Origin of the sequence: Anabaena sp. FACHB-595 (genome assembly GCF_048568275.1) — a bacterium.
Classification (GTDB): domain Bacteria; phylum Cyanobacteriota; class Cyanobacteriia; order Cyanobacteriales; family Nostocaceae; genus Trichormus.
The window spans coordinates 1,540,405-1,566,001 of the sequence record NZ_CP183473.1 but is presented as its reverse complement, the minus strand read 5'-3'; the positions used below and the strand labels follow the sequence as shown (position 1 = coordinate 1,566,001).

Here is a 25,597-nt window from a genome sequence, read left to right as displayed (position 1 = left end):
ATGCCCACCTAAGGGAAAATCAACCCATCAATATTACAGTGTCTATGACGTGAATGATACCGTTATCCGCTTCGATATCTGCGGCTAAAACTGTGGCATTTTTCACTTCAAAACCGTCAGCACAATCAATTTTAATCGGTGAACCTTCAACCGATGTCACTGTGCCGAGTTTTGCCAAATCAGCCTGCTTCAGCTTGCCAGGTACCACATGGTACGTTAATATCCTGGTCAATTGGGGAATATTCTGCACCAAAGTTTGTATGGTTCCTGGGGGTAACTTAGCAAAAGCATCGTCATTTGGTGCAAAAACAGTAAACGGGCCTGGACTTTTTAAAGTTTCTACTAAACCAGCAGCTTGTACAGCTGTCACCAGAGTTTTAAAACTATCAGCACTAACCGCAATATCAACAATATCAGCCATCTGTTTCGCCTCAATCTCTGCCAAGAATTTTAAATTATAAAACTGTTTTAATTTTTATCACAAAGTTTGTTTAAAAACATGATATTAAGATAATCCATAACGCACCTTACTTGTGGAAGCTGTTCTATGATAATTATCAAAAAATCTTGGTAGAGACTTTATGAATGAACGCAAGTACGCCATCCTGGGAACTGGAGCATTAGGCGGATATTATGGTGCTAAATTGCAAAAAGCTGGTTCGGATGTTCATTTTTTACTCAAAAGTGACTACGAAAAAGTCAATCAGGATGGTTTATTGGTCGAGTCTAAAGATGGCGATTTTACCCTACCCCAAGTTAACGCTTATAACGATGTGGCAAAGATGCCAAAATGTGATGTGGTAGTCGTCGCCCTGAAAACTACACAAAATCATTTGCTACCAAAGTTATTACCACCTATTGTTAAAAATGATGGAATAGTTTTGGTATTACAAAATGGGCTTGGTGTAGAAGAAGAAATTGCCGAGATTCTCCCTCAAGTTCACATAATTGGTGGGTTATGCTTTCTATGTTCTAATAAAGTGGGCGCAGGATATATTCATCACTTAGATTATGGACAAATTACTTTGGGTGAATATGCTCATGGATACTCAAATATGGGTATTACGGATAGGATGCAGCAAATATCCCATGACTTTCAAACGGCTGGTATTTCTATTGAATTACTCGAAGACTTATTACTGGGAAGGTGGAAAAAACTGGTGTGGAATATTCCCTACAATGGGTTGTCTGTAGTTCTCAATGCTAGAACCGATGAATTAATGGCAGATACCTATACTCGTACGTTAGTTGAACAATTAATGTATGAAGTCAAAGCGGGAGCAAAGAGCATGGGGCGAAATATTCCTGATAGTTTTATTCAAACCATGCTTGATTACACAGTAAAAATGAAGCCTTACCGCACTAGTATGAAAATCGACTATGATGAGTGCCGTCCCTTAGAAGTAGAAGCCATTGTTGGCAACCCACTACACAAAGCTCAAGAAGTTGGTGTAAACTTACCGCAAATTAACTGTCTCTACCATCAACTCAAATTTTTGGATGGGAGAAATAGGACTGGTCAGTTGACAGTTGACAGTTGACAGCTGTTATTCTCTTCAATCCTCAACCCTGTGGCAAAATTTATTAGAGTCCTTCCAAACTGAAATTTCCCAGAATGACCGCAACTATAACCAATCTTCCCAGTCTCTACGATCCGTTTACCACTGAAGCCAAGTGGCAAAAATTCTGGGAAGAAAACCAAATTTACAAAGCTGACCCTAACAAGGGTGGTGAACCTTATTGCGTCGTGATTCCGCCACCAAATGTTACTGGTAGTCTGCACATGGGTCACGCCTTCGAGAGTGCGTTGATTGATACCCTGGTGCGCTATCACCGGATGCAGGGGCGTAATACCTTGTGGCTACCCGGAACTGACCACGCCAGTATTGCAGTCCATACAATTCTAGAAAAACAACTCAAAGCTGAGGGCAAAACTCGCCAAGAGTTGGGACGTGAGAAATTTTTAGAACGTTCTTGGCAGTGGAAGGCGGAATCAGGGGGAACCATTGTTAATCAGCTGCGACGTTTGGGTGTTTCGGTAGATTGGTCGCGGGAGAGGTTTACTTTAGATGAGGGCTTATCTAAGGCTGTAGCAGAAGCTTTTGTCAGTCTCTACGATGAAGGTTTGATTTATCGTGGTGAATATTTGGTGAATTGGTGTCCAGCTACTCAGTCAGCTGTGTCTGATGTAGAGGTGGAATCAAAAGAGGTTGAGGGGAATCTTTGGCATTTCCGGTATCCTCTGACCGATGGTTCTGGTTATGTGGAAGTAGCAACGACTCGACCGGAAACCATGCTTGGTGATACGGCTGTTGCAGTTAATCCCAATGATGACAGATATAAACATCTGATTGGGAAAACCCTCACACTGCCAATTACACAACAGGAAATTCCCATTATTAGTGATGAGTTAGTTGACCCTGCTTTCGGTACAGGTTGCGTAAAAGTGACTCCCGCCCATGACCTCAACGATTTTGAAATGGGTAAGCGTCACAATCTGCCGTTTATTAACATCTTGAATAAAGATGGTACACTCAACGCCAATGGTGGGGAGTTTGCGGGACAAGACCGCTTTGTGGCAAGGAAGAACGTAGTATCTCGCCTAGAAACAGATGGTTTTTTGGTGAAGATAGAAGATTATAAGCATACCGTACCCTATAGCGATCGCGGTAAGGTTCCTGTTGAACCTCTATTATCTACTCAATGGTTCGTAAAAATTCGCCCCCTAGCAGATAAATCGTTAGCATTTCTCGACGAAAAAAATAGCCCAGAGTTTGTTCCCCAACGCTGGACAAAGGTTTACCGTGACTGGTTGGTAAACCTGCGGGATTGGTGTATCTCTCGACAATTATGGTGGGGTCATCAAATCCCCGCCTGGTACGCGGTGAGTGAAACCAACGGACAAATTACCGATAACACGCCTTTTGTAGTGGCAAAATCTACCAATGAAGCGTGGGAGAAAGCTAAATCACAATTTGGGGAGAATGTCCAACTAGAACAAGACCCAGATGTACTAGATACTTGGTTTTCTTCAGGACTGTGGCCTTTTTCTACCTTAGGCTGGCCAGAACAAACCCCAGATTTAGCCAAATACTACCCCACCACTACCTTAGTTACAGGTTTTGACATCATCTTTTTCTGGGTAGCCAGAATGACTATGATGGCTGGGCATTTCACAGGACAAATGCCGTTTCAGACCGTTTATATTCACGGTTTGGTCAGGGATGAAAATAATAAAAAGATGTCGAAGTCAGCGAACAATGGAATTGACCCATTGTTACTGATTGATAAATACGGTACTGATGCCCTGCGCTACACCTTAGTTAGGGAAGTAGCTGGTGCTGGTCAAGATATCCGCTTGGAATATGACCGCAAAAAAGATGAATCACCCTCGGTAGAAGCATCCCGCAACTTTGCCAATAAGTTGTGGAACGCTGCCCGGTTTGTGATGATGAATTTGGATGGATTGAGTACTGGGGACTTGGGACTGGGTACTGGGAATTCCCAATCCCTAGAATTGAGCGATGGCGTTCCGCCCAGCTTGGCTGATCGCTGGATTATTTCCCGCTATCATCAAGTTATCAAGCAAACTACCCATTACATCGACAATTACGGTTTAGGGGAAGCAGCCAAAGGAATTTACGAATTTATTTGGGGCGATTTCTGCGATTGGTATATTGAACTAGTAAAATCTAGGCTGCAAAAGGACGCAGACCCTTTATCACGTAAAGCAGCACAACAAACCCTCGCCTACGTCCTCGAAGGGATTCTCAAGCTATTGCATCCCTTTATGCCCCACATTACAGAGGAAATTTGGCAGACTCTCACCCAACAACCAGAAGATTCTCCACAAACATTAGCTTTACAAGCCTATCCCCAAGCAGATGTAAACTTGATAAATCCAGCCTTGGAAACACAGTTTGACTTGTTGATTGGTACTATCCGCACAATTCGCAACTTACGCGCCGAAGCAGAGGTGAAGCCAGGGGCAAAAATTATCGCTAATTTGCAAACTGACAGTGAATCAGAAAGACAAATCCTCATGGCTGGTCAATCTTATATTAAAGATTTAGCCAAAGTGGAGACTTTGACCATTGCTGCTGGACAACAGCCGTCAACAGTTACAAAAAAGAAACCCCAAAAGGGTTTAAAAACTATCGGCTTAGTTATCGCCGGCCTTGTTTTTCTCAGGGTAGCCTTGGCTGTAGCGGATACAGTTGATAATGTTCCTTTCCTGGGGACTTTCTTTGAAATTGTTGGTTTGGGTTACTCTGCTTGGTTTGTTACCCGTAACTTATTATCTACCCCAGCTAGAAAAAGATTTTTAGCTAAGTTCTTCGCTCCACCCACTGAAAAGAATCTTTCAGGGACAGTACAGCAAGCGCCAGAAGCAGCAGAAAAATCTATCGCTGGTGTGGTAGGGACTGTACAAGTTGTTATACCTCTAGCTGGTGTAGTGGACATTGAAACTCTACGTGCCAAACTAGAGAGGAGCATCAGCAAAGCGGAGACTGAAGCTCAATCTCTCAAAGGTCGGTTAAGTAATCCTAAGTTTGTCGATAAAGCTCCAGCCGATGTAGTGCAAGCTGCACGAGATGCTTTAGCTGAGGCAGAAAAACAAGTGGAGATTTTGCGCTTACGCCTTCAGACGTTGGTGTAGGCATCACCTACGCGATTTAGCATATTTGCAAAAGGTAATGAGAAATTTCTAACTATCTCATTACCTTTTGCAAAGTTAAAAATTATTCAAAAATTAAAACTTCACAATACTATATAAACTTAAAATTTGAAATGAACGCACAACTAAAGTCATGCTATATCTAGCCCAGGTGCATAAAAATGAGTTTTTAGATCAGTATCAACTACGCTTATTAGCGCGTCAAGAAGCTGACTATCTATGGACAATAATCCCAGAAGAAGCTTTTATTCTTCTGGGTAAAGGCAACACCATCAGCGATAATTTGCTGGTTTTAGTGGAACTTTCCCCTACGGGTGAAATCGAAAAATTAGAGGATGCTAGTAGCTGGGTACTAAATATTTTGCAAATCTATCTCAGTAGTGGTATGACTCCAGAATTGTTGCAACAGGAAGTAGAAAGAGCAGAACAGTGGAGACAGTCCTTAACTATACAAAACCAAGATTTGGCACGCCGCTCTCTAGAATTAGAAGCTCGTCGGGAGCAAATTCAAGCTTTAGAGGAAAGTTTGAAACGCGAACGCAATGGATATCAAAAAGATAGTGATAGTGATTCCTAATTGAGGTAAAAACTAAGGATTTAAATGTGCAATTATTGATTAATTGTTATCTATCCGTGACGAAAAATTTTACGTCTTATTGAATATATCTTTAAATATTAAGAATTCGTGATAGGGTGGGCAATATAAACCGTAAAAAATAAGTTAATACCCATAATTAAAGTATATTCGATCAATTTGGAAGAAGTCCTACCCACTAGATGAGGCGGCTATGGTGCAATACAGTTCAGTTAAGAAAATAGTTTGTAGTGTTCGCGTAGCGTCTCGTAGAGAGGACTTTAGTTTTCATCTAAGGACTGTTCGCGGAGCGTTCCCGCAGGGTAGTCCTTACTACGAAGTCTTCCTTACTTCAAAAACCCCAGATTTTAGACTTAACTGAAACGTATTGGGTTATGGTGTATCGAAATTATATATGGTCACCATGTTTTTTCTGCTAATTTTAAGATATCTAACATAAAAATATTTTCTAGTTATAAAGCTTCATTTATGTATGGAAAATAAAACATCAGAAGAACGCTATAAAATTCCTAATTGGTTGCTAATTATTTCAACTGCTGCACTTATTTTAGGAATATTTTTAAGATTTTATCATCTTGAGCAAAAAGTTTATTCTTTCGATGAAACTTTCTCATCGACCTATATTTATGGACAACACTCCCAAGCCTACCAAAACTTTGATAATTCTATTCTCAGTATCGGCGAACTGCAAAAATATCTCTTTATTGATACAAACAAAACTTTAATTCAATCAATTGAGCAAGTAATTAGCAAACTTTATGTATTTCCTCCGATTTATCCAGTTTTGACAATTTTATGGTCATATTTATTTAATAATTGGTTTGATAATGGACTAGTAATTCAAAGAAGTTTAGCCGCCCTACTAAGCGTAATTGCAATATGGGCAATTTACTGGTTAGGATTAGAATTATTTGTGTCTAAAACTACAGCATTCGTAGCGGCGGTAATTGTAGCTATTTCTCCCTTTCATTTACAATACGCGCAAATCATCCGCCCTTATAGTATTTTGATCGCGACTACAGTAATTGCCTGTGGATGTTTACTTAAGGCTATGCACCTAAAAAATTTATGGTGGTGGCTGATTTATGGCTTAAGTATTGTGATTGGGCTTTACTCTAATTTGCTATTTGCATTTGTTTTAGTAGCGCATACAGTGTATGTCTTGATTAACGAGAGCCTGAGAAATTTAAAAAGTCTAACTGCATATTTTTTGGTATTAGGAATTAGTACCTTAGCTTTTTTACCTTGGTTATGGGCTTTTATAAATTCCAGTATGCTGAAATATTCTGTTGAACAAGTGTCTGATAAAAGTTCTTTATTTGGGTTAATCAATGCTTGGTTGAAGGGTATACAGAACCTTTTTCTTGACTTATATCATCCCTTTTTCTCGCCTAATTTTCTCAAAGCAGCCCAGTGGTTCTTCACTCCGATTATACTCGCGATCGCCGCAATTTCTCTTTATACACTTTGTCGATATGCACCGAGAAAAATCAGCAACTTTCTCCTAGCACTAGCGATCGCCACAGGAGTGAGTCTGATGCTAAAAGACTTAGTGAGTGGTAGTTCTATCACCACCAGAATGCGCTATTTAATTCCTTTCGTTTTAGCCGTGGAATTGATAGTTGCATACTTAATTGGTAGTTGGTTAACTGCTAGCCAATCCTCACACAGGCGATGGGGACAGTTTGCTTTGTCAGTTTTAATTCTGTGTGGTGTGAGTTCCTGTCTGGCAATTTCTGCTGCACCATCGTGGAATGCTTTTGGTAGTCCCCATTTTCCCAAAGCATCGGCAATCATCAGTTCAGCCGATCGCCCACTAGTTTTATGCACAAATCTAGACCGGGCATTATCCATGAGTTATCTAGTTGACTCAGACACTAAATTTAAACTAATTCGAGATGATCTGACAATTCCCGATGGGTTTGACAGGGTTTTTGTTCTGGAAGCATCAGCAAAAACCCTCAAACAGCTAGAAGCCAAACATAAATTAGTGAAGACTTTTCCCCAGGGTAGATTGTTTGAGATTATAGCTGTTGACGGTTGACGGGTGACTGTTGACAGACTTTATTTAGAACCCCGATTTCTTGAAGAAGTCGGGGTTCTGATCTTAAAAAAACAACTGTAAATAAGCAGACAAGATTGGTTGTCCACCAAAGAGGGTGATCAAAGCTCCTGAGGCGAGAAAAGGGCCAAAGGGGATTTTTTGCCCCCATTTGCGTTTTGAGAGCAGGATAGCCCCAACACCTACCAATGCGCCTAAGGTACAGGCAATCAATCCAGCCAGAAGTAAGTATCGCCAACCCAACCAAGCACCCATCATGGCAGCAAGCTTGGCATCTCCTGCACCCATTGCTTCTTTTTGGAAGACAACCCCTAAAAGAGCGATCGCCTCAAATAACCATAAACCCAAAACAGCGCCAACGATACCCATCATTAAGTGTCTAATTAATCCTGACAAAGTAGGGTCAGCAGCATAGCCAACAATCATTTGAAACACCAAACCCAAGACCAATCCTGATTTAGTGAGGGGATTAGGTAGGGTCATAGTATCTAAATCAATTAGGGACAATGCTAATAGCCAGCCGCAAAATGTCCAGTATCCTAAGGTCAGAATTGAAACTTTAAATATCAAAAATACGCAAAGAAAAATTATCCCTGTCACTGCTTCCACTACAGGGTATCTTATGGAAATCGGATTTTTACAAAAACGACAACGCCCTTTTAACCAAATCCAGCCCAGCACAGGCACATTATCATAAGCTTTGAGCTGGTTTAGACAATGAGGACAACGAGAGGGCGGCCACAGAATTGATAATCCCGCCGGTAACCGATAAACTACAACATTAATAAAGCTGCCAATAGATGCACCCAAGGCGAAAACGAACACACTCGCCAGGGTTACTATCAAAGTTTCCATATAGTCAATTGTCTTGAGTCCTGTGTCATTTGTCGTTGATTTTTCGCTGATTGTCGAGCGCTACAACTAACAACTAACAACTGACAACTGACAATTGACTAATACATATAGGATTCAATTTGACTCAATGGCACAAAACATTCTTGGGGTAACAAAACGGGTTGATTTGTAAAAATTACTTTACCCCGGTGAGTGACGCGATTGATAGCCACCCCTGAAGGCTGGCCAGCGATTTCAGGATGTACTTCGCAGTGGGTGTAATAAATTTGCCCCGCAGCTCTTATCACGGCTGGATCAACCAGAGGGGACTGGTTTTTTGGGGCAGTGAAATTAGCTTTTCCTTGTCCTTGTTTTAAAGCGTACACTATGCTGTTATGTGATTGCTAGATTTTGGTTCCAGTTTAGCCGAAACATCCGGGAATGGTTGCCAATTTGCCTGTTTTCACCGGGAAATTATGATTTTGCTAATGCCTTTATGAGGGAGTCACCCATACCCCGGCAACCCAAAAGATTCATACCCACTGAAATTATATCCCCTGTGCGATCACCTTGCTCTAAAACTTGTAATACAGCCTGTTCTATTTTGTCTGCTGCTTGTGGTTGGTCTAAAGCGTAACGCAACATCATCGCCGCACTCAAAACTTGGGCGAGGGGGTTGGCTTTATCCTGTCCTGCGATATCTGGGGCAGAACCGTGGACTGGTTCAAAGACTCCCGGCCCAGAAGCCCCAAGACTAGCCGAGGGTAACATTCCAATACTACCTGTAAGCATGGCAGCCGCATCCGAGAGAATATCCCCAAACAAGTTGCCTGTAACGATGGTATCGAACTGCTTGGGAGCGCGTACCAATTGCATGGCGGCATTATCTACATATAGATGGGAAAGTTCCACGTCTGGGTATTCTTGGGAAAGATTGGTGATGCGATCGCGCCACAATTGGGATACATCTAATACATTGGCTTTATCTACTGAACAGAGTTTACCCCGACGTTTCCGCGCAGTCTCAAAAGCTATCCGGCCAATTCTGTCGATTTCCGATTCTGTATAAACCATCGTATTAACGCCACGTTTCTCGCCAGTCTCAGTAGTAAAGATTCCTCTGGGTTTACCAAAGTAAATCCCACCAGTGAGTTCACGCACCACCATAATATCTACACCTTCCACAACTTCTCGCTTCAAAGTCGAAGCGTCGATTAACTGCGGTAAAATTTGGGCTGGGCGTAAATTGGCAAATAATTCTAATCCCGCACGCAATCCCAACAAACCCCCTTCCGGGCGTTGGTGAGGGGGTAAGGAATCCCACTTATAACCACCAATAGCAGCGAGTAATACAGCATCACTGTGGCGACAAGTATCTAAAGTAGCCGATGGCAGAGGTTCGCCTGTCGCGTCAATTGCTGCACCACCAATCAAAGCTTCTTGGAAATCAAACTGAATATCAAATTGCTGCCCTACGACTTTCAGCACATCTACCGCCACTGCCATAATTTCAGGGCCAATACCATCGCCAGGGAGTAGGGTAATTCGATAGTTCTGAGTCATAGCTGAATTTTCATTTGGTAAATGCTTGCAGATTAAATATCATACCGAGCAAGTGTACCAACGTAATTCGTAATTTGTAATTTGTAATTGGGGAATGTAGGCTATTTAAGCCTCTGGTTCTACACCGAGCGATTGTAATTATGCCATGAGGCATTCGTATAAATTTGTTTAAATTGGCAGAGCTTGCCGCATTTCTATCGGTTCACCAGTCAAGCTAAAAGCGCGAACTTCGTTAATTTTCACCATGACTAATTGCCCTTTTAGTTCATGAATATCTCCCTTGAAGAAGGTGAGACGATTACCGCCTGTCCGTCCCATGACTTGGGTTTGATCTTTGGGGTTCTGCTCTTCTACTAAGACTTCCTCGATACGTCCCATGTAACGTTGCGATCGCTCGGCTGCTTTGACGTTCACTAAATGGTTTAATCTTTGTAGGCGATCGCTCTTCACCTCTTCACTCAGTTGATTTTCCCATAAAGCGGCTGGTGTGCCGGGACGGGGTGAATAGGCGGCGGTGTTTAATTGGTCAAAGCCAATATCATCTACCAGTTTCAACGTATTTTCAAACTGTTCCTCTGTCTCTCCTGGGAAACCGACAATTGCATCGGCACTAATCGAAGCATCTGGCATATATCTACGAATTGTGTCGATAATCCGACGATATTTCTCCTGAGTGTAACCCCGCGCCATTGCTTTTAATAGTTGGTTATCCCCGGATTGAAAAGGAATGTGGAAGTGTTCGCAAACTTTGGGTAACTCTGCACAAGCTTTAATTAGTCTCTCCGTAAAATAACGGGGGTGACTAGTAGCAAATCTGATTCTTTCTACGCCTGGCACATCATGGACGTAATATAGCAAGTCTGTAAAGGTGTGTAGGTGTCGTCCTTCTGGTGTCGCGCCGGGTAAATCCCTACCGTAAGCGTCGATATTTTGACCAAGGAGGGTGATTTCTTTGTATCCTTGCCGTCCTAATTCTTCCATTTCCGCACGAACGGCTGCCGGTGTGCGGGACTGTTCCACGCCGCGCACGTTGGGAACTACGCAATAAGTACAGCGTTCATTGCAGCCGTAAATCACATTTACCCAAGCTGTAACGGTGCTATCTCGCCGCGCCTGGGTGATATCTTCCATAATATGGACGGCTTCAGTGGCGACGACCTGATTACCTGCAAACACTGACTCCAGCAAATCTTTGAGACGGTTGGCGTGTTGTGGCCCCATGACTAAATCTAGTTCTGGCACTCGCCGCAGCAGTGCTTCGCCTTCCTGTTGAGCAACACAACCAGCCACAACTAAGGTTAAGTCTGGTTGTTCGTGTTTGCGCTTGGCTTGTCTACCAAGGTAAGAATAGACTTTCTGTTCAGCATTATCCCGAATTGTGCAGGTATTGTAGAGAATTAAATCTGCATTATTAGGGTCTTCGGAAAACTTAAAGCCCATGTCTTCTAAGATGCCAGCCATGCGCTCTGAGTCGGCTTTATTCATTTGGCAACCAAAGGTAGTAATGTGATAGCGGCGGTTAGAAGTGGTCATGGGCAATTATGCTTAGTTAGCTTTATGTTAAATATGCTTTGTGTGCTTCTCTATTTACTCTAGTGACTGTCGAGCAACTTTAACAACCCCCAAGCTGGGAAAATTATCGAATAAAAGCAGAAGGCAGAAGGGATTGATTAGTCTTTTATCCCTAGAATTGTGTATTATACAGACGAAAAATGCTGTAACGAACGTTGTAATTGTTTTTGTTGAAGTTTAGCTTTCCATTCACGAATAGCCATTGCAGTTCTGGCTACGGCTGGGACATATTTCTCGGAAGTTTCTACTTTTGTTTGGCGTTTATTATTTAATGGTTGGCTAGTCAAACAATCACTAAAGTTGGGCAAATCCCTTTCTTGACTCAAAGCCTTAATGACATCCTGTGGTTTTTGGAAACGCTCATCTAAGGAAAATTTCACCATTTTGCTGATAATCTTGGCAAAATCATCACTAACTTTTACGTAGTTATACCAGCATATTTCCCCAGTTTTGCTATCACTTTCCATTTCTAAAGGCCCTTTGCCAGTTAACAGATAAATACAAGTCATACCTAAGGCGTAAATATCACTGGCATACACTGGACGTAAAGAAAACTGCTCTGGTGGTGCAAATCCTGTTGTCCCCACGAAGTTGGTGTGAGAATTTTGATTAAATGAACTTATACCCAGATCAGATAATTTTTCCTTAACTGCACCAAAATCTATTAATACTATGCGGCGATCGTCTGCACAACGGACTATGTTTTGCGGTTTTATATCTCGGTGAATTACTTGATTTTGATAAAGATATTGCAAAATTGGTAGTAATTCTTGCAAAAATTGTTTAACTTCTGCTTCAGTCTTTGTGCCATGATGTCTGACTTCTTGTGCCAAAGTATAGCCACGCACGTATTCTTGCACTAAATAAAGCTCCCCATCGCCTTCAAAATAGTTGAGGAGCATGGGAATTTGTGAGTGGCTACCGAGTGTAGCGAGAGTTTTGGCTTCTTTTTCAAAGCGCCGACAGGCATTTTGCCAACTTTTAGCACTAGTGACTTTAGGACAAAGCTGTTTAATCACACACAAAGGATTTCCGGGTAACACAGCATCCCTAGCTAGAAATGTAATCCCGAAGCCGCCTCTACCTAATATCCGCAATATCTGATAGCGATCGCAAAACAGCTCTTTGGAACCACACATTTGCGCTAGCTGATTCTGCTGCAAATTGTACTGATGTGAATTTGTAATATTTCCCGAAAAGCGATTCATAGCCCAACAATAGCTACTTTGTGATGTTATCAATCTAACCACAAAAGTTTTTCTGTGCCAGTAGCATTACGGCAACTTTGCAAAATTAATATTTATTGGGCAGTGGAGAGTCTGACAAGTGTAGGTTTTTTATAAAGCCATGAGTGATCACCATAAAAGTAAGGACATAATCATAGTTTCATTAATCCCTACACTCTAAATCAGTGAGATTTTATACCCTACCCCCCTATTGCTACCTACGGCACTTCAATCGGAATCAAAGTGTTTTCTGGTAAATATTTACTAAAACGTCCCTCATCAGCAAGTACTAGAATTAGCCGCAGAGGATAATCTGGCGGAACTTGCAAATCTGCCCAGGGTATTGCTACTTCTAAACAATTTTCTAAAGCGACTTGAGCGCGGCTGAAACGGGGATGCCATTGATAATTTTCTGCTGCTTCCCGAAATTGAATTGATTGGGTCAGCAAGTTAATTTCCAAATGATGATGGAATAAATAATTAAGTGGGGCTGTATCCGGCACATCAGCTAAAGGAATCGGACTGTTGTGCATTGTTTGGTCTGGATAAAACCACAACAGGTTTAACTCTGGAGGCAAACCATGTCCAGGGGTAACACCACTTTTAAAATCTACTCGCAAATAGAAATTCAGGTGATCTACCCCATACCATAGGCGCTGAACAATGCTGCTGTTGTGCATTGTCCCCCTCGCCCCACCAATTTCTATCCGTCCAGCTTTGTCCCAATCTTGCTCATCTCCTCTGCCATCAATTACAGGATGAATGAAGCCTTCAGGGGAATGATCGGCTCTGGCTGCATGAACCTCCACTGGATGCTTGAGATATGCGGGTATGGGTTCATTCAAAGCTTTATAGATGCCACACAAATGTTCTCGAAATAATTGGTCAAAAATGGCATCTTGATTTGAGGAATGCCCTTCCCCAAACCACCAAAACCAGTCTGAACCTTCGGCAGCATATAAAGCTTCCCAAGCTTCGGGGTTATTTTCTTCTGTTGCTTCGGGATGATTTGCCAACATGATTCTCGCTTCTGTAAGGTAATCCCAAGCTCGATTTTTGGCAGGATCACCAATCCAGGTGGTAAAACTGCCATCAACCCAAGAACCGCTATGTAGTTGTTCTGCGGGAATGGTCGCTGTGGCAGGAAATTCTTCGATAAATTCGGAGACAGTGACGAGTTTGATGTGGGGTTCGTTGCTTAAACTTTGATATAAAGCTTCTAGGAATGGTTTGCCATCTTGGGGGTAAAATTCCCAACAGTTTTCGCCATCTAAGGCGATAGTCACTAACCAAGGCTGTTCACTTGGTCGCTCTCGTTGCATTTTGGCGATCGCTTGCAGGTGTCCCACCAGATCGGCGGCTGCCTGTTTGGCGGGCATTGCCCCATAGGTAAAGCCAATCAAATCTGATAATCTGTGGTCACGGAAGACAATAGCTAAATCTCCGGCTGGAGTTGCTAGGCGATAAGGACGATACAACAGTTCTGGCTGTTGTACATTCCCTGCCCCATCCCGATGAAAGAAGTGTTTTAGTGTCCACCCCAAGACTGCTTCATCTGAGCAAATCCACTGAAATCCTTGTTTAATAATATACGGTAATATATCTGGACTAACTGATTGTTCGGAAGGCCATAAACCCTTTGGTTCCTGCCCGAATCTTTCTGTATAAAGTTCCCAAGCTTTTCTTAAATGACGAGGAATATCTTCTGACCACTGAAACCGAGATTCTGGTAACGCCATATTTGGCACAGCTACCCGACCAGAATTAGTATCAGCCAACAAAGGCAAAATCGGGTGAGTATAGGGTGTGGTGGTAACTTCTAATTGCCCCGATTCCTGCATTTTCCGGTGTTGAGGAATAATGCGGCTGAGAATATCACGTTGTTTGGAATAAATGCGCTGGCGATCGCCTAATGTAAAGTTACGCCCCTGCTGTAACCAAGCCGCAATTTCTGGGTCATCCCAAAACAGTGGGTCTATCCATGCCAAATTATGCCACGCCAACAAATCGCTGTAATCTGCTAATTGCCAATTCGCCAAACACCAAGACTGTCCTTTTTCCTGCCTTTGATAGTACAACTCGGCATAGCGGGGGTGAGGGTCAATCAAGGTGTGGTGATTGGCATCAAAAAAGTGCTGAATGATAAACTCTCGCTGTTGCTGAGTCAGTTGCTCAGTTGGTGTCAGACTGGCTTTGAGGTAAGGGTCAAACGCTGTACCAGCAATATAATCTTCCAGTTGCAGAATTAAGGAAGGAACTAAGTTTACTGTCTGATGTAATTTTGGATACTTTTCCAAAATTAGTATTAAATCTAAATAATCCTTTGTACCATGTAAGCGCACCCAAGGCAGGCGATATTGCTGACTAGAAGGCGTTGAAAGGCTGCTACCAGGAGATTTATACAATGGCTGATGTTGATGCCAAATAAAAGCAACGTATAGCGGATGAGTCATAGAGTCTTAGGGATTGGGTGTTGGGTATTGGGTATTGGGTATTGGGTGTTGGGTATTGGGTATTGGGGATTGGGTAAATTGCCTCTTTCCTAATCCTCAGTCCTTACCTAGTCCCCAGTCCCCAGTCCCTAATTCCCTAAATTACCTGTTCAACTTCGGCAATTTCAGGAATCATTTCCCGCAGACGGCGCTCAATACCCATTCTCAGAGTCATGGTAGAACTAGGACAAGAACCGCAAGCACCTTGTAAACGTAATTTAACAATAGGCCCATCGAGTTCTACAAGTTCTACGTTACCACCATCAGAAATTAGGTAAGGGCGCATTTCATCTAAAACAGTTTCCACGTTGTCAATTGTTAGTTCCATTGCTTGATACCTAGTAAATTCACAAAGTTTGTGAGATAGGAAACTTTTGGCATTGGTTATTTTTCCTCTACCTATTTTTCTATATCTCACTCAAAATTTTATTTTGCAGCTTGATTAAATCGATCCTAGATCCAATTGTTGCCAAATTGTGTTTTATTCTCAGTTGCTTAATGCAATAGTCATGAACACATAATATTCCTACGCACCAAATCTATGATTGCTTATAGGGGTATGGGGGTATAGGGGTTTAGGGGTTTAGGGGTATAGGGGTTTAGGGGTATGGGGGTATAGGGGTTTAGGGGTATGGGGGTATAGGGGTTTAGGGGTATGGGGGTATAGGGGTTTAGGGGTATGGGGGTATAGGGGTTTAGGGGTAGGGAGTGTAAATGTTTAAAACCCTCACACCCTCACACCCTTACACCCCTATACCCTTACCCTAGTCTCAACAGACAAACTGGCTGCATAAGTCCTAAATTTAACCGATACACTCAGCGTCAGTGTCGTTAGAAGAAAGCATGACTGGCTGCTGGTATAGAGGTACGGTGAATGTGACTGTAGAACCAAGTCCCTCACCAAGACTGTAAAAATGCACTTCCCCACCCATCGTCTCTACAAGTTTTTGGGATATTGCCAATCCCAAACCTGTGCCACCGTATTGACGGGTGCGGGAACCATCTACTTGAGAGAATAATTGAAATAATTTGTCTTGCTGGTCTAAGGAAACACCAATACCTGTATCGGCTATTCTCACTCTCACCATACCGGGGAAGTTCTGTTCTTGGAGTTTCCCTTTTTTCAGGACAACGTCGGCAGTAACAGTGATACCACCTTCATGAGTAAATTTAATGGCATTGCCGACTATATTTAACATGACTTGTAAAAGCCGTTGGTAATTGCCTTGCACAACGATTTCATCCGAGGTTGGTGGCAATTGCATTCGGAAACTGAGGTTTTTGACCTCTGCTTGTGGGCGCATGAAGTTATCTACATCAGAGAATAGTTCTTCCAGCTTGATGGGAGCGCACACTAACTCCATTTTGCCAGCTTCGATTTTAGCTATATCTAAGATGTCGTTAATAATGTTGAGTAGATGTAAAGATAATTGATGGGCTTCGGATAAAAACTGATTTTTTTCTTCGACATCGTCTGCCATACCTTCTAAAATCAGCTTGAGGAAACCAATCATCCCATTCAAGGGGGTGCGGATTTCGTGAGAGACATTAGCGAGAAACTCACTCTTGAGGCGGGAAGCTTCTTCAGCTTTTTGTCGTGCTGCTTCTAATTCTTTATATAAGGTAGCATGAGCGATCGCTGTTCCCAACTGATCTGCTACTTCTTTAGCTAGTTCTAGTTCGGCATTAGTTAGGGGATAACATTCGTGCCGTAAATTGATCGCAATTAAGCCATTAGCTTGGTCTTGGTAACAAGTGGCTACTACTAGAATTTTCTGTTGTGGGCAAAGTTCATAACCCGGAACTTCCATAATGATTGGTTCCAAGGTTGTCAACGCCTGAGCAAAAGCTGGTTCAGAAGTTACATCTATTTCTAAACCCAGCATGGAAGGACGGTCTGGTTGATGATATTCGGCAATTACTCGCACTTTGGAGCTAGAGGGCTGGTAAGGACAAATAATACAGCGCTCTAGTCTGAGTGCTTTACCTAGACTGTCAACTGTTTGTTGCCAAATAAGGTCTAAATCTAGTGTCCGGCGAATATTTCTGGTAATTTTATTTACCAATCTTTGGTGTTGCTGCGATCGCGAAGCTAAGTCTGTTTGTGTAGGGGTAGTAATTGCTACATTTACCTCTTGGTTATTTACTTTAACTTGTAATAACCTTCCCATGACCAAGACCGTAGTGGCACCAGTTCCCAAAGGTGGAATAATCGGCGTGATAGCCAGTTCCAACTCAAATAGATTTTGATGACAGCTAAACCAGCAAGGGAACTTTTCTGGAGCTAAGTTAGCCATGATACAGTGCAGTCTTTTCATGTAAGAAACCTTGTCCAGTGGGACAAAAATTTCCTGTCCATTACCATCGCATACTATTTGCTCTGGGTTGAAACCCAAAAGTTCACTTTTCTGCCAATAAAAGGACAGGTAACGCCCCACCCCATCCTGCACATATACCAACTCAGCACCGAGGTTTGCTAATAAGCCATCAGCCTTGTGGTTCATCGATTCTAGATTTTGAGGAAATCTATTTGGTAATTGGGAATTGGCAGTAATAGTCATTACGTTGAATCGAGTTGGATGGACTAATGGCAACTCAAAACAGTCTTACTAAGGCTGGGCAAAGCTTGGCGTAAAATTTGACCAATTTTACATACTGAGTATTGCGTATTGTAACTGTTCTGGTATTTAGATTGACAAACTTTACATTTTTAGACTTTATCTTTACAGCCTATTTATGAAAGTTAATCATTCCATTCTCCACGAGGCGGAACTGGTACGCGATTGGGACTGCGCGTCAGTTCATCATCTCTAAGAGCTTCACCCCGTAACCATTGACGAATGGCTACTTCAATCACTTTGCTGGGGTCGTTAGTTAGGTGCTGAATTTGCTCCAGTAACTCCGAATCCAGTTGGACAGCGATTTCTACCTTATCGGCTTGGCTTGACTCCGCATCGGTAGCTCTTTCTTTCATATTCATAGGTTTATATACTCAAAAACTGTCTTGTCACAAGCTTTATAAAGCAGTTGCATTGACTGTTCGGGTATTTTACTGACAAATATTAAAAGTTTATAGTTACATAGTTCCCCGAAATTTCACTAAACTAACAGCATTCAGATAGCCAGTGGCAATTTTCATTGAACTTTCTAGACAATGAAGCTAGAAGTTTTGTCAGTAAACCAGAGATTCCGAGCAAATACGGGTGGTATTTGCCCATCATATCTACACTATGTACTTATATATATTTATTGTACGCTTCAGGTTGATGAATACTAGCAGAGAAAAATAGACTTTATAGAGATTCTTAAAAAGTCTGTGAGTAATCTTTAAATTCAGACTGGGATTTGGGGAGCGAGGAGGTCGCAAAAATGTAGATTTTTGATAAAGTAATCGGTAATCAATGTAAAATACCCGAAATAATTCAAGTTTTATCAACTCTTAAACCATGCGTCCCCTTAGGATTTTGGTATGGGGATGCTCGGTCGGGTCGTTTAATGCTGATGCTCAAGGAGGTTTAGCGATCGCCTAATTTGAATGATGAGGCGATCGCTCAATTTAATTGTAGAAATCTCGCGCTCCTCTGTCCGCTTCATGACAGAGCCTCAAAACACGCAGCTATTAGAGTAAAGGGATGAGGAAAGCCAAGGAGTCTGGAAAATCACTATTGCCTATCTAAGGCTGCATATTTCATCAAGTGAGATAAGAAATGTTGAGAACCGATCTGTAAATCACTACTGTTAATTACTATCTTGTTCTGCCATCTTATTTGAGGTGGAAATTTTAGCAAGTATTTCAAAGATTTATATAAATTAGATGCAGGCGAATATAATCCTATAAAAGTAGATACAGATTGCTGGATTGCAGATTCAATTAAATCTGTATTTTGTAATTTATTACCTTCAATAATGCCACCAAAACGTTTCTTGATAAATGTTTGTAGATGCGTTGCATACTGAATTTTATCGTAATCATAAATAGCTTTTGAAATGGTAGTTTGCTGGTTTACATTAATCATAAATCCAACTAAGTAAGCAGCAATATTAGCGGTAAAATCCGAGTCACTAGCCAGCCCTATCAGTACTTTCTCAAGGGTCATGGCATTTCCTTTATCAGCTTGAGAGCGATAAAATATAATAGCAGAGCCAATATCCCCAGCCCATGAGGTATGGTCGGAAGTCCAACTGGTTAAGTCAGACTTTTTAATTCCTGGTTGGTTGATTTGGTCTGAAAGTGAGGCGATGAAATGAGCAAAGTCAGTCATTTCGCCACTTAATAATAAATGTTTGTTGAGTCTCCCTTGAAATTCTCCTGCAATGTATTTTTGCTTATACCCTGTAGCTACAGTCCATAACTTACTTGTGTATTCTGACTTTGTATAACCACGTAAAAGATTAGCGATTTCATAAGCCGATTTGCCCAAATTTTCACCTTCAATTTTTTCAATAAAGCTTAATACTTCTTTTACGTCCGTCATAAATGTACGCTGTTGATTTCAGAGATTGTAATTTTTATAAAATAATCTACTCAGTCTTATTGTTAATTTCCGCATTTGTATTGAGTTGAGCAAGTCTCCCAAATAAAATCGAAGGACACCCAGTTTTATGTGAAAAAGCGTGAAAAGAGAAAAAGCCAAGGTTTGAACACTTCCCTTTCTTCTACGGATTTTCCACTCATGCCTTGAACGTCATTTTGTAATGTAAATTACCAGCACTTACAGACGATATGGAAATTAAAGAAATTAAAAAATCTTACAAGCCAAGAACTCAAGACAACGAAACTAGGAACTTTCAACACGTTAAAATACTAGACTGTAACCAACCAGTCAGCAGAGTCATTTTTGAATGTTGGCACTGTAAACAAGGGTTATTAAGTGAGGTAGAAGGAGTTTCCCCACAAGTTTTAGAACTCACTTGTCCCAGTTGTGGTAGAACTGCAATCAGGTTGATGGCTAATAAGGTAATATCCACAACAGCTATCCCTTCACCCTGGAACTAAAAAGTACCTGCTTGTACAAGATAAAAACTCTCCTTACTTCAAATAGGGGAGTTTTAAAGTTTTTTTCTGATAAAAGGCGTATTTAACGACCAATTGCTTGCTTTATTTCTTGTTTACTTAGGCTATAGTCTAGTTATTCACCACTCATAACTCAACAGGCAAGAGAGTTTTAAGTTGGTTCGCTTTTCTTCTTCTGCTATTCTTGTCTGAGCTTGACTACTAAGTAAGCAAATTTGTCTCCCCATTCATCATATTTTGTGAGTTCATATATTCAAGGAACTTATTAACTTTCTGAAAAACTGGTTATTATCCTGTGATCCCCGTTGATATTTCAGGTAAAGCTAAAGGATAAAGACAGAATCAGATGGACAAGAAAAATATTTTCTGGCTTTCCAATATCCTAAGAGAACTATAAGAAAAGCTAATGCTGGTATAATGCTGATTTATTGAAGAGATCAGTGTCCTATATTAATAGGAACTAAGATTATTTAAGATGTATAAGTTTTTATCTATGGGATGAATTTAATATTCTTTTAATAATAACTATTGCAAATGCACAACATCGATGCAAAACACTGTAAGCTGTTATCTGTGAATATCAATACTAACCATAAAAAACTACTGTTTAAATCAGTCCCAATAGGACTTTTTTGTATTTGAGTCTAGTCAGATCTTTCTTTGTTTGATATTCACGATGATAGCGAGTCGCTGATAGCGCATCGCCGCCACACTGGAGATCGCCAAAAGTTTATTTTTTATTGGCTTGGTTTTTCATGGCTACAAAATAAGAAATTTACTAAAAGCGGCTCAAGTTTTTGTCAATCTTCCAAATTTGTTTTACAGCTTTAGCCAAAATGTCCTTGACCAATACTATCAATTTTAATAATCTGCGAGGCGATCTATTCGGTGGTCTAACTGCCGCAATTGTATCTCTGCCGCTAGCCTTGGCATTTGGTGTTGCTTCTGGTGCTGGGCCTGTCGCTGGTTTGTATGGTGCGGTTTGCGTTGGTTTTTTTGCTGCCTTATTTGGTGGAACGCCAACCTTGATTTCTGAACCAACCGGGCCGATGACTGTTGTCATGACTGCAATTGTCAGTTCCATGACTGCTAGTAACCCAGAAAACGGTCTGGCAATGGCATTTACTGTAGTCATGCTGGCCGGATTATTCCAAATTTTCTTCGGGGTATTTAAACTAGGTAAATATATTACCCTCATGCCCTACAGTGTGATTTCCGGCTTTATGTCGGGGATTGGGGTAATCCTAATTATTCTACAAATTGCACCGTTTGTTGGACAGCCTAGTCCAAAAGGTGGCGTGCTGGGGATGGTGCAGAATCTGCCGATTTTGATGACAAAAATCAATCCGGCAGAAACAATTTTGGGTGTGCTGACGTTGGCAATTATTTTCTTAATGCCATCTAAAATCAAGCGTTATGCACCGCCTCAATTGGTTGCATTAGTTGTAGTTACTGTAGTTTCTCTAGTCTTTTTTGGCAACGTTGAGATTAGACGAATTGGCGAAATCCCGATGGGGCTGCCCCAATTACGATTGCCTACCTTCAACCCATCGCAAATCACGACGATGATTATTGATGGTGCAATGTTAGGACTGTTGGGTTGTATTGATACCCTGCTGACGGCGGTGATTGCAGACAGTTTAACTCGTACCGAACATAAATCTGATAAGGAATTAATTGGTCAAGGTATTGCTAACTTTGTATCTGGTCTTTGTGGTGGATTACCTGGTGCAGGTGCCACAATGGGAACAGTAGTTAACATCCAAACTGGCGCACGAACTGCTGTATCAGGTATCACTCGTGCCTTAATTTTGTTAGTTGTGGTTTTATGGGCTGCGAATATAACTGAAACCATCCCGATGGCTGTGTTGGCTGGTATTGCCCTCAAGGTAGGGATTGACATTCTTGACTGGAGCTTCTTAAAACGCGCTCATAAGGTATCTCTCAAGGGTACAATCATCATGTACGGTGTATTATTCTTAACCGTATTTGTTGACTTGATTGTTGCTGTCGGTGTGGGTGTGTTCATTGCTAATATCTTGACTATCGAGCGTCTTTCTGAATTGCAATCACAGGATGTGAAGACAATTAGTGATACTGATGATGCAATTGTCTTAAGTGATGAAGAAAAAGGATTGCTCGATCAAGCCAATGGACGCATTCTGCTATTTTACTTGAGTGGGCCGATGATCTTTGGGGTATCTAAAGCGATCGCTCGTGAACATACAGCGATGGCAGACTCCGATGTGCTGATTGTAGACTTGAGCGACGTACCCATGTTGGGTATAACGGCCTCTTTGGCGATTGAAAACGCCATCAAAGATGCTAGTGAGCAAGGTCGTCAAGTGTTGATTGTAGGTGCGGCCGGTAAGGTCAAACGGCGCTTAGAAAAGTTTGGCATTATGCGGTTTGTACCTGCACATTATATGTTCGTAGACCGGGTGGAAGCCCTGAAGCAAGGTGTCGCCATAGTTAAATCTAATGGCACAGGTGCTACTGGCGTAAATGCTCTTACTAATCAAGGTAATGACCCTGATTCTTACGCCTATCCAAATTAACTAAAACATTTCCAATTTTCACTAGTGCTAATTAGTAATTCATAATTTGATTATGGATTACTAATTATTTTGAATCAGCCCAAGCAATCATCAGTAAAACAGACGCAAAACATGATTTTTATAGAATCAATCACTAATTCAGTTCCGTGGGTAAATTCCCTGGCTCTAACATTAAACTCGCCCTTACTAGCAACCACAAATGAGGCGGAAAATGCCCCCATTGTCTTGACTGGCGTACTACTAACTTTAGTAGTGATTTATTTAGCTAGTAAAATTGGTGGCGAATTGTCTCGGCTGGTGGACTTACCTCCAGTTTTAGGTGAATTAGTTGCAGGTGTATTGGTTGGTGCGTCCGCACTACATTTAGTTGTGTTTCCTGAAAGCGGAGCAGTTGCAGGCGATTCTGTAATCATGACTATCCTGCAATTTATTAACAATCTCACTCCAGATGCAGTCACAGCAATTTTTCAAAGCCAGAGTGAAGCTGTTTCTGTTCTGGCTGAATTAGGTGTCATCATTCTGTTATTTGAAATTGGTCTGGAATCAGATTTAAAAGAATTGCAGAAAGTTGGTTATCAAGCGACAATAGTAGCTTGCGTGGGGGTGGCAGTTCCTTTTACTGCTGGTACTGTGGGATTGATTTCCATATTTCATGCTCCAGTCATTCCCGCAATTTTTGCAGGTGCAGCGCTTACTGCTACTAGTATTGGGATTACTTCTAAAGTTTTGTCAGAACTAGGACAGCTAAAATCTAGAGAAGGACAAATTATTGTCGGTGCAGCTGTCATTGATGACATTTTAGGAATTATTGTGTTGGCGGTGGTTGCTAGTTTAGCGAAAACTGGCGAAGTTGATGTTCTCAACGTCATTTATTTAATTGTCAGCGCCACTGTTTTTCTAATTGGCTCGATTCTTCTGGGTAAATATTTCAATCAAAGTTTTGTTGCCATTGCTAATAAATTGCAAACACGCGGTAACTTAATTATCCCAGCATTTATCTTTGCATTTTTCATGGCTTTCTTGGGTAATGCCATTCACTTAGAAGCTATCTTGGGTGCTTTTGCTGCTGGTTTAGTTTTAGATGAAACTGACAAACGCAAAGAGCTAGATGAGCAAGTAAAACCCATTGCTGATATCTTAGTGCCGATTTTCTTTGTTACCGTTGGAGCCAAAGTTGATTTAAGTGTGCTTAATCCTGTGGTTCCTGGGAATCGAGAAGGTTTAATTATCGCTACCTTTCTAATTGTGGTGGCGATTATTGGTAAAATTGTCACTGGTTGGGCTGTTTTTGGTCAACCGGGAATTAACCGCTTGGCAGTTGGTGTGGGCATGATTCCCAGAGGTGAAGTAGGGTTAGTATTTGCTGGTATTGGTTCCGCTAGTGGTGCTTTAGATAAGCCTCTGCAAGCAGCAATCATTATTATGGTGATTCTGACAACCTTCTTAGCTCCACCTTTATTACGTTTTGCATTTAAACAATCTGAAGAAATCAAAGAATTGGAAAAAGCTGATTTGCTTGGGTAAGTCAGAATTTTAGTGGTAATGAGTAATTGTTTGATTTTAATTACTCATTACCCATTTTCGTTTTGTTGCCAGTTGGGGTTAATGAGACTAGTTAAAATATGGTCTTGCCATTTGCCATTAATTAATAAATAGTCTCTGGCATAACCTTCCACAACAAAACCTAGCCTTTTGAGTACGTTACCACTACGCTGATTATGGGGCATATAATGAGCCATAACGCGGTGGAAATTCAAGTCTTGAAATACATAATCAGTCGCTGCTTTTAAAGCTTCTGTCATATAGCCTTTACCTTGTTCTGCCTCTGCCAGGCTATATCCTACATAACAAAAATGGGCAGCACCTTTGACGAAATTATTAAAATTTATAGTCCCGATAATTTCTGTTGGCCGCTTTTTGGGAAAGATAAATAGTTTTAAAGACTGGTCATGGATAAATTCTAAAAAGTTATTTTCTAATTGATAGTGCCAATATTCTGCTGTAAAGAACTGGTCAACCCAAGTAGGATAGAATGGAGTTAGATAATCTTTATTCTCTAGAAAGTATTTGAGAATTTTGGGGATATCTTCTTGAATACCTATACGTAATAGTAAGCGATCGCTCGCAATTATCGGCAGTTCTGACTTCATAACCTAGATGGAAAATTCTACACCTTCATCTATGTTAATAATTAGCGATCGCTTTCTGGTACATACATCGATGCGATGTCTCTGATATTTTATCTTTTGATCTATCGTTTTTAAAATTTCTGCATAAACATTCATACTTAAGCTAAAGCTGTATAATATAATTTATGGTGTTCTGAATTAATAGGAATCACAAAACGTCTAAATGTAGAGAATTGTAAGCTTCTATGTTGTTTGATTGCAGCCAACCTAGAAACTTTTCCGTGCTAGTAAGATACTTGATACCAGATCCCTGCAATATTTCCTTGATTTCTGGTGTACCAAAGTCTCTAGAGTTTGCAGTTAATAAAATTTTCTTATCATCTGGAGATGTGTTCTGATGAATTCGGGCGTGATCAAGAATACAATGTAAAATAAGATTATCTGTTTGATCGGCGATCAGTTGTTCTTGAAGACTTGTACTCAGTATATCTGGTTTTAATTGTATTAATTCTACATTCATAGTAGCCCATTCAAGAACTTGAACAAGGCGATTGTTTATTTCATTCAACCTCGCTTCATTTTTAATTTTTACTTCTTGAAGGCATCTTTGGATTTCTCTGGAATATTGAGAGTTTTTATCTCCTTTTAGTTTCTTTCGTTCAAGATCTAAATTATCTTGGAAACGATTGCTTTTGCTAATTTCATGGTTTAGTACAGAAAGAGATTCCATACAACACATTGAAGGAGTCACAATTTTAGTCAGTGTATTTCTATCTGGCGATATGTTAGTGACTAATTTTTCAGAATCCTCATCCTGGCTTTTAGCAAACCCAATAAAGAAATTAGTTTCGATATAAAGCGTTATCACTAAAAT

General features: G+C 41.0%; 21 protein-coding genes. 7 read left to right on the top strand and 14 right to left on the bottom strand.

Features of this window, described 5'->3' with window-relative positions:
* Positions 1 to 19: 19 nt before the first annotated feature.
* Positions 20 to 421 (bottom strand): fasciclin domain-containing protein, encoded by a 402-nt coding sequence (locus tag ACN222_RS06555; RefSeq protein WP_010995492.1) that lies wholly within the window; start codon positions 419 to 421, stop codon positions 20 to 22.
* A 160-nt stretch (positions 422 to 581) separates the two neighbouring features.
* On the opposite strand from ACN222_RS06555, the gene ACN222_RS06550 reads away from it, so the two are divergent.
* The 4 genes from ACN222_RS06550 to ACN222_RS06535 all read left to right on the top strand — a co-directional run bounded on the left by ACN222_RS06550 (position 582) and on the right by ACN222_RS06535 (position 7,317).
* Positions 582 to 1,541 (top strand): putative 2-dehydropantoate 2-reductase, encoded by a 960-nt coding sequence (locus ACN222_RS06550; protein WP_010995491.1) that lies wholly within the window; start codon positions 582 to 584, stop codon positions 1,539 to 1,541.
* Between the two features lie 74 nt (positions 1,542 to 1,615).
* Positions 1,616 to 4,660, top strand: coding sequence for a valine--tRNA ligase (locus ACN222_RS06545; protein ID WP_010995490.1), 3,045 nt, complete (start codon positions 1,616 to 1,618; stop codon positions 4,658 to 4,660).
* Between the two features lie 151 nt (positions 4,661 to 4,811).
* On the top strand, positions 4,812 to 5,255 hold the full coding sequence (locus ACN222_RS06540; protein WP_010995489.1) for a hypothetical protein: 444 nt from the start codon (positions 4,812 to 4,814) through the stop codon (positions 5,253 to 5,255).
* Positions 5,256 to 5,745: 490 nt separating this feature from the next.
* Entirely contained in the window at positions 5,746 to 7,317 is a 1,572-nt protein-coding gene (locus ACN222_RS06535; RefSeq protein ID WP_010995488.1) for a glycosyltransferase family 39 protein, read from the top strand.
* A gap of 63 nt (positions 7,318 to 7,380) precedes the next feature.
* Here the strand turns inward: ACN222_RS06535 and ACN222_RS06530 are convergent, their stop codons facing one another.
* The 10 genes from ACN222_RS06530 to ACN222_RS06485 all read right to left on the bottom strand — a co-directional run bounded on the left by ACN222_RS06530 (position 7,381) and on the right by ACN222_RS06485 (position 19,497).
* A complete protein-coding gene (locus ACN222_RS06530) occupies positions 7,381 to 8,190 on the bottom strand; it encodes a prepilin peptidase (protein WP_010995487.1) in 810 nt (269 codons plus the stop codon).
* A 98-nt stretch (positions 8,191 to 8,288) separates the two neighbouring features.
* Positions 8,289 to 8,555 carry a hypothetical protein gene (locus tag ACN222_RS06525; RefSeq protein WP_010995486.1) on the bottom strand — a complete coding sequence of 89 codons (267 nt, stop codon included), beginning with the start codon at positions 8,553 to 8,555 and terminating at the stop codon, positions 8,289 to 8,291.
* A gap of 88 nt (positions 8,556 to 8,643) precedes the next feature.
* The gene (gene leuB / locus ACN222_RS06520) at positions 8,644 to 9,732 is read right to left on the bottom strand and encodes a 3-isopropylmalate dehydrogenase (protein ID WP_010995485.1); all 1,089 of its coding nucleotides are present in this window, start codon (positions 9,730 to 9,732) and stop codon (positions 8,644 to 8,646) included.
* Between the two features lie 168 nt (positions 9,733 to 9,900).
* Positions 9,901 to 11,265: a tRNA (N6-isopentenyl adenosine(37)-C2)-methylthiotransferase MiaB gene (miaB, locus tag ACN222_RS06515; RefSeq protein ID WP_010995484.1), complete on the bottom strand. Its 1,365-nt coding sequence runs from the start codon at positions 11,263 to 11,265 to the stop codon at positions 9,901 to 9,903.
* Positions 11,266 to 11,429: 164 nt separating this feature from the next.
* Positions 11,430 to 12,512 (bottom strand): serine/threonine-protein kinase, encoded by a 1,083-nt coding sequence (locus tag ACN222_RS06510; protein WP_044520884.1) that lies wholly within the window; start codon positions 12,510 to 12,512, stop codon positions 11,430 to 11,432.
* Positions 12,513 to 12,748: 236 nt separating this feature from the next.
* Positions 12,749 to 14,983, bottom strand: coding sequence for a glycoside hydrolase (locus ACN222_RS06505; protein ID WP_010995482.1), 2,235 nt, complete (start codon positions 14,981 to 14,983; stop codon positions 12,749 to 12,751).
* A gap of 136 nt (positions 14,984 to 15,119) precedes the next feature.
* Positions 15,120 to 15,350, bottom strand: coding sequence for a NifU family protein (locus ACN222_RS06500; protein WP_010995481.1), 231 nt, complete (start codon positions 15,348 to 15,350; stop codon positions 15,120 to 15,122).
* 475 nt (positions 15,351 to 15,825) lie between these two features.
* Positions 15,826 to 17,583, bottom strand: coding sequence for an ATP-binding protein (locus ACN222_RS06495; protein ID WP_010995480.1), 1,758 nt, complete (start codon positions 17,581 to 17,583; stop codon positions 15,826 to 15,828).
* A 182-nt stretch (positions 17,584 to 17,765) separates the two neighbouring features.
* Entirely contained in the window at positions 17,766 to 18,002 is a 237-nt protein-coding gene (locus ACN222_RS06490; protein WP_010995479.1) for a hypothetical protein, read from the bottom strand.
* A gap of 682 nt (positions 18,003 to 18,684) precedes the next feature.
* A complete protein-coding gene (locus tag ACN222_RS06485; protein ID WP_010995478.1) occupies positions 18,685 to 19,497 on the bottom strand; it encodes a hypothetical protein in 813 nt (270 codons plus the stop codon).
* A 248-nt stretch (positions 19,498 to 19,745) separates the two neighbouring features.
* Between ACN222_RS06485 and ACN222_RS06480 the strand changes: the two genes are divergently transcribed.
* From ACN222_RS06480 to ACN222_RS06470, 3 genes are all read left to right on the top strand, one after another.
* A complete protein-coding gene (locus ACN222_RS06480) occupies positions 19,746 to 20,018 on the top strand; it encodes a hypothetical protein (RefSeq protein WP_010995477.1) in 273 nt (90 codons plus the stop codon).
* 854 nt (positions 20,019 to 20,872) lie between these two features.
* A complete protein-coding gene (locus ACN222_RS06475) occupies positions 20,873 to 22,594 on the top strand; it encodes a SulP family inorganic anion transporter (RefSeq protein ID WP_010995476.1) in 1,722 nt (573 codons plus the stop codon).
* A 111-nt stretch (positions 22,595 to 22,705) separates the two neighbouring features.
* A complete protein-coding gene (locus tag ACN222_RS06470) occupies positions 22,706 to 24,118 on the top strand; it encodes a cation:proton antiporter (protein WP_010995475.1) in 1,413 nt (470 codons plus the stop codon).
* A 47-nt stretch (positions 24,119 to 24,165) separates the two neighbouring features.
* Here ACN222_RS06470 and ACN222_RS06465 read toward each other — a convergent pair whose 3' ends face one another.
* The 3 genes from ACN222_RS06465 to ACN222_RS06455 are packed head-to-tail and all read right to left on the bottom strand — an operon-like array spanning position 24,166 to position 25,591.
* Positions 24,166 to 24,744, bottom strand: coding sequence for a GNAT family N-acetyltransferase (locus ACN222_RS06465; RefSeq protein ID WP_010995474.1), 579 nt, complete (start codon positions 24,742 to 24,744; stop codon positions 24,166 to 24,168).
* 3 nt (positions 24,745 to 24,747) lie between these two features.
* Complete coding sequence (locus ACN222_RS06460) at positions 24,748 to 24,879, bottom strand: hypothetical protein (protein WP_269083591.1); 132 nt, start codon at positions 24,877 to 24,879, stop codon at positions 24,748 to 24,750.
* A gap of 52 nt (positions 24,880 to 24,931) precedes the next feature.
* On the bottom strand, positions 24,932 to 25,591 hold the full coding sequence (locus tag ACN222_RS06455; protein WP_010995473.1) for a PIN domain-containing protein: 660 nt from the start codon (positions 25,589 to 25,591) through the stop codon (positions 24,932 to 24,934).
* Between the last annotated feature and the right edge of the window lie 6 nt (positions 25,592 to 25,597).

Bases quoted from the DNA above. Each gene is read 5' to 3' on its own strand.
- ACN222_RS06555 (WP_010995492.1), bottom strand. From the start codon at position 421: ATGGCTGATATTGTTGATATTGCGGTTAGTGCTGATAGTTTTAAAACT.
- ACN222_RS06550 (WP_010995491.1), top strand. From the start codon at position 582: ATGAATGAACGCAAGTACGCCATCCTGGGAACTGGAGCATTAGGCGGA.
- ACN222_RS06545 (WP_010995490.1), top strand. From the start codon at position 1,616: ATGACCGCAACTATAACCAATCTTCCCAGTCTCTACGATCCGTTTACC.
- ACN222_RS06540 (WP_010995489.1), top strand. From the start codon at position 4,812: ATGCTATATCTAGCCCAGGTGCATAAAAATGAGTTTTTAGATCAGTAT.
- ACN222_RS06535 (WP_010995488.1), top strand. From the start codon at position 5,746: ATGGAAAATAAAACATCAGAAGAACGCTATAAAATTCCTAATTGGTTG.
- ACN222_RS06530 (WP_010995487.1), bottom strand. From the start codon at position 8,190: ATGGAAACTTTGATAGTAACCCTGGCGAGTGTGTTCGTTTTCGCCTTG.
- leuB (WP_010995485.1), bottom strand. From the start codon at position 9,732: ATGACTCAGAACTATCGAATTACCCTACTCCCTGGCGATGGTATTGGC.
- miaB (WP_010995484.1), bottom strand. From the start codon at position 11,265: ATGACCACTTCTAACCGCCGCTATCACATTACTACCTTTGGTTGCCAA.
- ACN222_RS06510 (WP_044520884.1), bottom strand. From the start codon at position 12,512: ATGAATCGCTTTTCGGGAAATATTACAAATTCACATCAGTACAATTTG.
- ACN222_RS06505 (WP_010995482.1), bottom strand. From the start codon at position 14,983: ATGACTCATCCGCTATACGTTGCTTTTATTTGGCATCAACATCAGCCA.
- ACN222_RS06500 (WP_010995481.1), bottom strand. From the start codon at position 15,350: ATGGAACTAACAATTGACAACGTGGAAACTGTTTTAGATGAAATGCGC.
- ACN222_RS06495 (WP_010995480.1), bottom strand. From the start codon at position 17,583: ATGACTATTACTGCCAATTCCCAATTACCAAATAGATTTCCTCAAAAT.
- ACN222_RS06490 (WP_010995479.1), bottom strand. From the start codon at position 18,002: ATGAATATGAAAGAAAGAGCTACCGATGCGGAGTCAAGCCAAGCCGAT.
- ACN222_RS06485 (WP_010995478.1), bottom strand. From the start codon at position 19,497: ATGACGGACGTAAAAGAAGTATTAAGCTTTATTGAAAAAATTGAAGGT.
- ACN222_RS06480 (WP_010995477.1), top strand. From the start codon at position 19,746: ATGGAAATTAAAGAAATTAAAAAATCTTACAAGCCAAGAACTCAAGAC.
- ACN222_RS06475 (WP_010995476.1), top strand. From the start codon at position 20,873: ATGTCCTTGACCAATACTATCAATTTTAATAATCTGCGAGGCGATCTA.
- ACN222_RS06470 (WP_010995475.1), top strand. From the start codon at position 22,706: ATGATTTTTATAGAATCAATCACTAATTCAGTTCCGTGGGTAAATTCC.
- ACN222_RS06465 (WP_010995474.1), bottom strand. From the start codon at position 24,744: ATGAAGTCAGAACTGCCGATAATTGCGAGCGATCGCTTACTATTACGT.
- ACN222_RS06460 (WP_269083591.1), bottom strand. From the start codon at position 24,879: ATGAATGTTTATGCAGAAATTTTAAAAACGATAGATCAAAAGATAAAA.